Raw genomic sequence first — 8,619 nt, forward strand, 5'->3', positions numbered from 1 at the left:
CGTTCGGCAGCAGGCGAGTGAGTCGCATGTGGCTGCCACTTTGTCGGGTCACGGCATAGCCAAATCGGGCTAACCGCCGCGCCAGTTCTGCACCATCGAGATCACGGGGGATCTTCACAGGGCCAGCAGTTCCTGGCGCACGTGATGAAGCCGTATCAACGGGGGCGCATCACCCTCCTCAAAGTGGCAGTGCACGGCATCACGGATCTCTTGATGCAGCTGCTCCAAATCCTCCGCCTCGGTGTGAATCGAACTGCCAACGGCGTTGGCTCGGAATGACCCGTCCTCGGCTTCTTCCACGACAAAAAGAATTTCGTTCATCGCGCTTTTGCCCGGTGCCTCCTGCCAATTAAGAGTCTGGCATCGGATAAGGGGGCTGGTTGGCCTGCAGTGTTCGCTCGAAGCTGACCAGGCGTGAAAAGTGGATAAACACATTCAGGCAGATCACCGTGTCGAAGCGACCCTCGAGGCTCTCCAGGTCGGAGGCGGTGAACAGCAGCTGCTCGTGGCTGGACCAGGGGGATCGCCAGGCTGCCCACCCCGCAGCCGGCATCACAGAAGCTGCGGCTCTCCAATCCGCCCTGCTCCTGCAGCCAGGCCAGCACGTTGTCAACGGTCTTTTGGTGGCCGATGCGGATGTTGCGCTGCACCCGGTTGACGTCGTCGCTGCGGCTATAGATGCGATTCCAGCGCGCAAAGCCGGTGCTTTCGAAGTAGCCCTTCACCTCGGCTTTTTCGGCTGCTGTTTTGGCTGCGGTGGGCATCGAGCGCGGCACAGGACCTAGGGGTGGGCTGGATCCTAGGTAGCCGTTCCGGCGAGCGCCCATGATCTCGCGACGTGTCTACACTGAAATTGCGCTGTCTACACGGCTTGGCCATGGCGCTGAACATTCGCAATCCAGAGGCAAGCAGGCTTGCAGCGGAGCTGGCTGCTCTCGCCGGAGAAAGCAAAACTGTCGCCGTGATCCTGGCCCTCGAGGAACGTCTGCAGCGGTTACGCCGCCAGCAGACGACCCGTCCTGACGCCCAGGAGCTCCTCGTCAGTCGTCTTGATCAGATCGCCCTGAGCTGTGCTGCCAGGCCGATGCGCGACCAGCGCACGGCAGAGCAGATCCTCGGCTACGACCCCCGTGGCCTGCCCTCCTGATGGTGATTGACACCTCTGCAGTGCTGGCAATCCTCCAGGACGAGCCCGAGCGCAGTGCTTTCAACACCGTGATTGCCGCCGCCGAGAGTTGCATGCTCTCGGCGGCGGCCCTTGTGGAGCTCTCCATCGTGCTGGAAGCTCGCTTAGGCCCTGACGGCCAGCGCGATCTGGATCTGTTCCTTAGCACGGCTCAGGTCAACATCGTGGCTGTTGATCGCGTTCAGGCCGAGCTCGCCCGCAGTGCCTTCAGCCGCTACGGCAAAGGCCGGCATCGTGCTGGCTTGAATTTCGGCGATTGCTTCTCATACGCCCTAGCGAAGGGAGCTGGAGTTCCCTTGCTGTTTAAGGGCAACGATTTCAGTGATACCGATCTTCAGTCGGCCTGGAACCCCGCTGCCAGCTGAGTCCGGCGGGCCCCTCCTGCCAGCGCAGGGTTTCCGCTAGGGGCATGCCCAGCAGCATTTGGTCGAGGCTGCGGTCATCGCCCAGCACCCGCCGGGGCAGCACGGTGGCCGCGGCGATGGCCCGGGCCGGCTCACCGGTCCACTGGGCCAGGCGCCGCACCCCCTCCAGCAGGGGCAGGGTGACGCCGGCCAGGGTGCCGTCTTCCAGCCGGCAGCTGCCGTCGGCCACGATCAGCAAGCGCTCATCCCAACGGTGCTGGCCTTCGCCGAGGCCGTAGGGGGCCAGGGCATCGCTCACCAGCACCACTTGCTCAGGTGCCAGCCGCTGCAGCAGCACCGCCATGGTGGGGGCCACGTGCACCCCATCGGCGATCAGGCCGATTGCCACATCCCCCCGCAGGGCGGCCGCCGCCACCGGCCCTGGCGCGCGCCGGTGCATGTCAGGCATGGCGTTGAAGGCGTGGGTCAGCATCGTCACCCCGGCAGCGAAGGCTGCCTGGGCCTGGGTCTCGCTGGCGGCGCTGTGGCCCAGGCTCACCACGATGCCCCGCTCGGCCAGGGCGGTGATCACGGCGCCAGCGCCCTCCAGTTCCGGGGCCAGGGTCACCAGATCGATGTCGCTTTCAAAGCCGTCAATGCGTTCCATCAGGGCGGCCAGGCTGGGGGCGGCCAGGTGCTGGGCGGGATGGGCGCCCCGGCGACTGGGCTCAAGGAAGGGACCCTCCAGGTGGGCGCCCAGTAGCTGGCAGCGGCCTGGTCGGTGGGCTGCCCGCGCCTCGGCCAGCACGGCCAGGGCTTGGCGCAGGGGTGGAACGCCGCAGGTCACCAGGGTGGGGCAGATCGCTTCGACACCATCGCGCCAGAGCAGCTCCAGCAGCGCTTCCAGCTGGGGAAGATCGGCCGGCGTGAGCTCCGGAAAAGCCAGGCCCAGTCCGCCGTTGATCTGCAGATCCACCCCGGCCGGGCTGAGCCAGTCGCCGTGCCAGTCGTCACCGGCGGCCCGGCTGCCGGCGGGCAAAGGCTCCACCAGGCTGATCAGATCGTCGTCGTCAAGGCCGATGCGCCAGCGCTGGTTGGCGCCATGGCTGCAGCGCTTGGCCTGGGGCAGTCGCACATTGCTGAGCCAGCGCATGGGCAGAAGGGCCGCCAGACGGGACAATGCCATTCTCCGCCTGCGCCTGCGTGGTTGCCATCCCCCCTTCCGATTCGCCCGCGGGCCCCGGTGTTCCCAGGGTCGCGGTGGTGATGGGCAGCGACTCAGACCTGCCCACGATGCAGCCGGCGGTGCAGGTGCTGGAGCAGTTTGGAGTGGCGGTAGAGGTGCGGGTGCTCTCTGCCCATCGCACTCCCCTGGAGATGGTGGAATTTGCCCAGATGGCCCGCGGGCGCGGCTTCAAGGTGATCGTGGCCGGCGCCGGCGGCGCCGCCCACCTGCCCGGCATGGTGGCCGCCCTCACCACCCTGCCGGTGATCGGCGTGCCGGTGCAAAGCCGGGCCCTATCGGGTGTGGATTCGCTCCATTCGATCGTCCAGATGCCCGCTGGTATTCCGGTGGCCACGGTGGCGATCGGTAATGGCCTCAACGCTGGCCTGCTGGCGGCGCAGATCCTTGCCACCGCTGATCCCCGCCTCGCCCAGGAGATCTCGGACTACCGCGATGGGTTGCACGGCCAGGTAACGGCCAAGGACTCCCGCCTGCAGCAGCTGGGCAGCCGGGCTTATCTGGAGCAGATGGGCTGATGCTGGAACGGCTCGTTCTGCCCCCCTGGCTCAAGGCCGGCCTGGCCCTGCCCTTGCTGGTGCTCAACCTCTGGGTGCTGCGCCAGCTGCTGTTGCCCCTGGCGCCCTTCCCGGCCCTGTTTGTGGCGGCCGCCCTGATCGCCTTCCTGCTGGATTTGCCCAGCCGCTGGCTGATGGGCCGCGGTCTGCCGCGCTGGCTTGCCTACGCCCTGGTGGTGGGGGTGAGTGTGGGCCTGATCGGCCTGGCCGCCGTCTGGCTGGTGCCGCGGCTGGTCGAGCAGTTGGGCGAGCTGATCACGGCCCTGCCGGGCTGGTTGGCCCAGGGGGAAACCCTGTTGCAGCAGCTGCAGGCCTGGGCGGTGGCGCGGGGTCTGCCCACCGATTTTGGCGACCTCAGCAGCGAGCTGCTCACCCGCACCAGCCAGCTGGCCCGCCAATTCAGCCAGCAGCTGCTCAGTCTGTTGGGCACCACCGTGGGCCTCACGGTCAACACCGTGATCGTGCTGGTGCTGGCGGTGTTTCTACTGCTGGGAGGGGAGGGCATCAGTTCCGGCCTGGCCCAGTGGCTTCCCCTACGGGCGCGCAGCCTGGTGGTCACGACCTTGAACCGCACCTTCCGCGGCTACTTCGCCGGCCAGGTGTTGCTGGCCCTGATTCTCAGCGTTGCCCAGATCGTGGTGTTCACCCTGCTGGGCATTCCCTATGGAGTGCTGTTTGCGGTGGCGATTGGCTTCACCACCCTGGTGCCCTATGCCAGTGCCCTCACGATCGTGGCGGTGAGCGTGCTGCTTGCCCTGGATGATCCCCGCACGGGCCTAGAAGTGCTGGCCGCAGCCATCAGCGTTGGTCAGGTGGTGGACCAGGTGATCCAGCCCCGGCTGATGGGCCGGAGTGTGGGCCTGCAGCCGGCCTGGCTGCTGATCAGCCTGCCGTTGGGTGCGCGCCTGGGCAGCCTGCTGGGCCTGGGGGATCTGCTCGGCCTGGTGCTGGCGGTGCCGGTGGCCAGCTGCGCCAAAACCTTTCTTGATGCCTGGGGAGAGCAGCTGCGCTCCGGTGAGGTGCCGGTGTTCAGCTCCCCTGCGGGATCACGCCCTGAGCTGCCAGATAGCTGAGCACCACGGCCACCGACTCCTCCAGGTTTTGGCTGCCGGTGGGCACCCGCAGCTCGGGCTGCTCGGGGGCCTCATAGGGGCTGGAGATGCCCGTGAACTCCTTGATTTCGCCGGCCCGCGCCTTGGCATAAAGGCCCTTGGTGTCGCGCCCCTCGCACACCTCCAGATCGGCGGCGCAGTGGATTTCGATGAAGTCGCCGGGGTCCACCAGGGCGCGGGCCTTGTCGCGGTCGGCCTTGAAGGGCGACACGAAGGCGGTAAGCACCACCACCCCCGCATCCAGAAAAAGCTTGCTCACCTCGCCAATGCGGCGGATGTTTTCCTCGCGGGCAGCATCGGAGAAGCCCAGGTCCTTGCAGAGGCCGTGGCGGATGTTGTCTCCATCCAGCACGTAGCAGCTGAGTCGCTGTTCAAACAGGGCGGAGTTCACGGCGTTTGCCAGGGTGCTTTTGCCCGAGCCGCTGAGGCCGGTGAACCAAAGGATGGCGCTGCGGTGGCCGCGCTGCAGGGCCCGGCCAGAGCGATCCACCGAGGTGTGGTGCCAGGCGATGTTGGTGGAGGCTCCCTGGGTGGTGACTTCGCCGTAGGTCGGGTTGGTGGGAGCGGCGGACATCGGCGCAGGGCGTTGGGACGGATGGGGCCATTCTCCCCTGTGCTTCGCGCCAGGCCTTTGAGAGGTGCTTTGTTGTCTGGTGCACGAGGGCTGATTTTGATTCTAGAATTAAAATCTAGAAAAATTTTCCGCAATGGCTGTCAGCATCAAGAGCCCTCGGGTGGACGCCCTGCTCGAGCAGCTGCGGCAGCTCACGGGCAGAGGGTCCACGGAGATTGTGCGGGATGCCTTGGAGCTGGAGCTGCAGCGGCAGCGGTGGTTGAGCCGGCGCAGGCGCCTCAGTGCCGAGTTACCAGTCCTGCAGGATCAGGCCATTGAGACGGCCAAACCTTTTCATCCCGATTCGCTGTACGACGAGCAGGGCTTGCCATCGTGATTCTGGTTACTTCGCTGCTGCTGGCGATTCTTCAGCGAGAGCCGGGGTGGGAGCGACACCAGCAGACGCTCGAGGAGGCAGAGGTCCTACGCATGTCCGCAGGCACCCTGCAGGAGCTGCTGCTGGTTGCTCACTGCCGTGGAGTGCTCGAACCGATGCAGACCTTGCTGGATCTGATTGACCCCGATCTTGTGCCGGTGGATGCGGATCTGGCAGAGCGCGCTCTCGGCATCTTCAAGCGTTTTGGCAAGGGCCAGGGTCATCCGGCCCAGCTCAACTTCGGGGATTGTTTTGCGGCGGCCCTGGCTGAGCGTGACCAATTGCCCCTTGGCTACATCGGCGACGATTTCACCAAGGCGGGTTTCTGAGGTTGGTGGCGCTTGCCTTTCATCCCCCCGCCTGCTTGGGCCGGAAGCCCTCCTTCTCCAGCGCCGCCAGGGCCGGGGCCACCTGGTCGCCCTGCAGCTCGATCACGCCGTCTTTGACGGTGCCGCCTGTGCCGGCAACGGCCTTGAGCTGCTTGAGCAGTGTTTTCAGCTCGGCTTCCGGCGCCTCAAGGCCCGTGATCGCCGTCACCAGTTTTCCCCCTTTGCCTGCCTTGGTGCGTTGCACCCGCACCCGCTGCTGGGCCTTTGGGCTGGGTGCGCCCGCCGGGCCGGCCCCAGAGGCGGTGGGTCTGGCCGTGCTTGCGGCGTTGCTGCTGAATTCCTGCCAGCCGCCCTTCTTGGCCATGCCCAATCCTGCAACGCTGGTTCGGATTCTGGTCGGCGCAGCCTTCCCCGTGATCGCAATGCCCCCGGTTCGGGCCTTAACCCAGGGGTCTCGCCACGTCCGGGAATGCAATAAGTACAGCGCGGTCTTCCGTGACCAGCGGCACCCCCAGTTGCTGCGCAGCAGCCACAAATTCGCAGTCGTAGGCACTGCAGCGGCTGCTGTGAGCCAGCTGCAAGACCTGTTCGGACGCCACCGGTTCGTCCTGGCCAGCCAGCAGCACCTCTGCCCGTTGCATCAGCGCCACGGCCTGCGGGAGCAGGAGCAGGTCACGCCGCAGGTAAGTGGTGAGCACATTCCGCCACTCACTGCGCCAGAGCGGCGGTGCTGCCCAGCGGGGTTGATCGAGCAACAGAGCTTCTGCCAACTTTGTTTTGGGCCCTGGCAGCAGCAGATAGGCCAGCACGTTGGTGTCGACAACAATCAAGGCCGACCTTCGCACTTGAAGGCATCGATCTCAGCCGGATCAAAGCTGTGCCGAGCCAGGCTGTCGCGCAGGGTCCGAATCTCTCCTAGCTGCTGCTCTGCGGCCAAGTGGTCATGGCCTAGTCCGGCCTCCAGGCAAACGATCGCTTCATTGTTGAGGCTGCGCCGGTGCCGCTTGGCCGCCGCGGCGAGCCGGGCATGAAGCGCCTCGGGCAGGTTTTTGAGTGTGATGGTTTTGGCCACGGCAGCCAGCGATCTCAAGGCGATACAACCATTATGGATCCGTTCTGGACCCTTGCAGGCCGTGGTTCTGGATCGCCGTGCGTCGTCCAACGATGCTCGTGTGCTGGAAGCGCTGCTGCCGGCCGCTGGCTTCTTAGGCTTACAAGATCTGATAGCGCCACCGGTGACAAGCACCGTCTCTCCCATCTCCGCAGCCAGCGGCGTCGATCCAGCGGCCCTGGAGCGCGCAGCTCGCCCAAACAGCCTGGGCCGCTACGGCCAGTTCGGCGGCCAGTACGTGCCGGAAACCCTGATTCCCGCTCTTGCGGAGCTGGAGCAGGCCGCGGCTGAGGCCTGGAAGGATCCGGCCTTCACCGACCGGCTCAACCACCTGCTGCGCACCTATGTGGGGCGCCCCAATCCCCTCTATGAGGCCGAGCGGCTAACGGAGCACTACCGCCGGCCCGAGGGCGGCCCGCGCATCTGGCTGAAGCGGGAAGACCTCAACCACACCGGCGCCCATAAGATCAACAACGCTCTTGGGCAGGCGCTGCTGGCACTGCGCATGGGCAAAAAGCGGATCATTGCCGAGACCGGCGCTGGCCAGCACGGCGTGGCCACCGCCACCGTGTGCGCCCGCTTCGGGCTGGAGTGCGTCGTTTACATGGGCGCCGAGGACATGCGCCGTCAAGCCCTCAATGTTTTCCGCATGCGGCTGCTGGGGGCAACGGTGCAACCTGTGACTGCCGGCACTGCCACCCTCAAGGACGCCACCAGTGAGGCGATCCGCGACTGGGTCACCAACGTGGAGAGCACCCACTACATCCTCGGCTCGGTAGCTGGGCCCCACCCCTACCCGATGCTGGTGCGCGATTTCCACGCGGTGATCGGTGAGGAAACCAAGCGCCAGTGCCACGAGGCCTTTGGCCGCAATCCCGATGTGCTGGTTGCCTGTGTGGGCGGTGGCTCCAACGCCATGGGCCTGTTCCATCCCTTCGTGCAGGACACGGACGTGCGTCTGGTGGGGGTTGAGGCCGCCGGCGATGGCGTGGCCACCGGCCGCCATGCCGCCACCATCACCGAGGGCCGCGTTGGGGTGCTTCACGGCGCCATGAGCCTGCTGCTGCAGGACGAGGAGGGCCAGGTGCAGGAGGCCCACTCGATCAGCGCCGGCCTCGATTACCCCGGCGTCGGCCCCGAGCACAGCTACCTCAAAACCATCGGCCGGGCTGAATACGGCGCCGTGACAGACACCGAGGCACTGGACGCCCTGCAGCTTCTGTGCCGGCTGGAGGGCATCATCCCGGCACTGGAAACGGCCCACGCCTTCGCCTGGTTGGAGAAGCTCTGCCCCACCTTGGCCCCCGGCACTGAGGTGGTGCTTAACCTCTCGGGCCGCGGCGACAAGGACGTGAACACTGTGGCCGAGAAGCTCGGCGACAAGATGGGGGGCTGATTCAAGCCTGTTGGGATCAGCCCAGAACTGGGAAGTCGAAACGATTGCCGAATAGCGAAAACAGCACCTGCCACAGGTTGGGGTGCTCCTTGATCTCCTCGGCCGCCGCGTTCTCGATTGTTTGCAGCTGATCGGGGCTCAGTTCGAGGCCGGTGGCAAGACGAGAAAGGATCGCGCGCTCTTGCTCGCAGATGAATTCATCGTCCTGCTGCTGTCTTGATGCGGAAGCCACCATCACGGCGGTTTTCATGGCCAGTTCCCGTTGCTCCGGATTTATCAAAGCTGCCAGATCCTCGATGCAGGAGGGATCAGATAATTGATCTTCCCAATTAATAATTTTGGCCTGAAGTTT

Annotated in this window: 14 protein-coding genes and 1 pseudogene; 7 read left to right on the forward strand and 8 right to left on the reverse strand. The window is 65.6% G+C overall.

Annotated features, from left to right (window positions below):
• Positions 1–114 precede the first annotated feature (114 nt).
• Positions 115–321 carry a 2-oxoisovalerate dehydrogenase gene (locus tag KBZ07_RS12170; RefSeq protein WP_254931865.1) on the reverse strand — a complete coding sequence of 69 codons (207 nt, stop codon included), beginning with the start codon at positions 319–321 and terminating at the stop codon, positions 115–117.
• A gap of 97 nt (positions 322–418) precedes the next feature.
• Positions 419–764, reverse strand: a pseudogene (locus KBZ07_RS12175) (magnesium protoporphyrin IX methyltransferase); the annotation flags it as partial.
• Between the two features lie 113 nt (positions 765–877).
• Between KBZ07_RS12175 and KBZ07_RS12180 the strand changes: the two are divergent.
• On the forward strand, positions 878–1,147 hold the full coding sequence (locus KBZ07_RS12180) for a type II toxin-antitoxin system VapB family antitoxin (protein ID WP_254931866.1): 270 nt from the start codon (positions 878–880) through the stop codon (positions 1,145–1,147).
• Complete coding sequence (locus KBZ07_RS12185; protein ID WP_254931867.1) at positions 1,147–1,551, forward strand: type II toxin-antitoxin system VapC family toxin; 405 nt, start codon at positions 1,147–1,149, stop codon at positions 1,549–1,551. The genes KBZ07_RS12180 and KBZ07_RS12185 overlap by 1 nt, the downstream gene beginning before the upstream one ends.
• Here the strand turns inward: KBZ07_RS12185 and KBZ07_RS12190 are convergent.
• Positions 1,505–2,683 (reverse strand): N-acetylglucosamine-6-phosphate deacetylase, encoded by a 1,179-nt coding sequence (locus tag KBZ07_RS12190; protein WP_254931877.1) that lies wholly within the window; start codon positions 2,681–2,683, stop codon positions 1,505–1,507. The genes KBZ07_RS12185 and KBZ07_RS12190 overlap by 47 nt on opposite strands.
• Before the next feature lie 59 nt (positions 2,684–2,742).
• On the opposite strand from KBZ07_RS12190, the gene purE reads away from it, so the two are divergent.
• Both purE and KBZ07_RS12200 read left to right on the forward strand, forming a co-directional pair.
• The gene (purE, locus tag KBZ07_RS12195) at positions 2,743–3,291 is read left to right on the forward strand and encodes a 5-(carboxyamino)imidazole ribonucleotide mutase (RefSeq protein ID WP_396121899.1); all 549 of its coding nucleotides are present in this window, start codon (positions 2,743–2,745) and stop codon (positions 3,289–3,291) included.
• Positions 3,291–4,403, forward strand: a complete 1,113-nt coding sequence (locus KBZ07_RS12200) for an AI-2E family transporter (protein ID WP_254931869.1) — start codon at positions 3,291–3,293, stop codon at positions 4,401–4,403. The genes purE and KBZ07_RS12200 overlap by 1 nt, the downstream gene beginning before the upstream one ends.
• Here the strand turns inward: KBZ07_RS12200 and cysC are convergent.
• A complete protein-coding gene (gene cysC / locus KBZ07_RS12205; protein WP_254931870.1) occupies positions 4,360–5,016 on the reverse strand; it encodes an adenylyl-sulfate kinase in 657 nt (218 codons plus the stop codon). The two genes, KBZ07_RS12200 and cysC, sit on opposite strands and share 44 nt — an antisense overlap.
• 133 nt (positions 5,017–5,149) lie before the next feature.
• On the opposite strand from cysC, the gene KBZ07_RS12210 reads away from it, so the two are divergent.
• Positions 5,150–5,392 (forward strand): type II toxin-antitoxin system VapB family antitoxin, encoded by a 243-nt coding sequence (locus tag KBZ07_RS12210; RefSeq protein WP_254931871.1) that lies wholly within the window; start codon positions 5,150–5,152, stop codon positions 5,390–5,392.
• Positions 5,389–5,760, forward strand: a complete 372-nt coding sequence (locus KBZ07_RS12215) for a type II toxin-antitoxin system VapC family toxin (RefSeq protein ID WP_254931872.1) — start codon at positions 5,389–5,391, stop codon at positions 5,758–5,760. Before KBZ07_RS12210 ends, KBZ07_RS12215 begins: the two co-directional genes overlap by 4 nt.
• A 19-nt stretch (positions 5,761–5,779) precedes the next feature.
• Here KBZ07_RS12215 and KBZ07_RS12220 read toward each other — a convergent pair whose 3' ends face one another.
• From KBZ07_RS12220 to KBZ07_RS12230, 3 genes are all read right to left on the reverse strand, one after another.
• On the reverse strand, positions 5,780–6,124 hold the full coding sequence (locus KBZ07_RS12220) for a translation initiation factor (protein ID WP_254931873.1): 345 nt from the start codon (positions 6,122–6,124) through the stop codon (positions 5,780–5,782).
• Positions 6,125–6,200: 76 nt separating this feature from the next.
• Positions 6,201–6,590, reverse strand: coding sequence for a type II toxin-antitoxin system VapC family toxin (locus tag KBZ07_RS12225; RefSeq protein ID WP_254931874.1), 390 nt, complete (start codon positions 6,588–6,590; stop codon positions 6,201–6,203).
• Positions 6,587–6,832: a FitA-like ribbon-helix-helix domain-containing protein gene (locus KBZ07_RS12230; protein WP_254931875.1), complete on the reverse strand. Its 246-nt coding sequence runs from the start codon at positions 6,830–6,832 to the stop codon at positions 6,587–6,589. Before KBZ07_RS12230 ends, KBZ07_RS12225 begins: the two co-directional genes overlap by 4 nt.
• A 163-nt stretch (positions 6,833–6,995) precedes the next feature.
• On the opposite strand from KBZ07_RS12230, the gene trpB reads away from it, so the two are divergent.
• On the forward strand, positions 6,996–8,267 hold the full coding sequence (gene trpB, locus KBZ07_RS12235) for a tryptophan synthase subunit beta (RefSeq protein WP_396121860.1): 1,272 nt from the start codon (positions 6,996–6,998) through the stop codon (positions 8,265–8,267).
• 16 nt (positions 8,268–8,283) lie between these two features.
• Here trpB and KBZ07_RS12240 read toward each other — a convergent pair.
• Positions 8,284–8,619 (reverse strand): hypothetical protein (locus KBZ07_RS12240; RefSeq protein WP_254931876.1); only part of this gene is annotated, 336 nt, incomplete at its 5' end.

It is taken from the genome of Cyanobium sp. BA20m-14, from assembly GCF_024346295.1.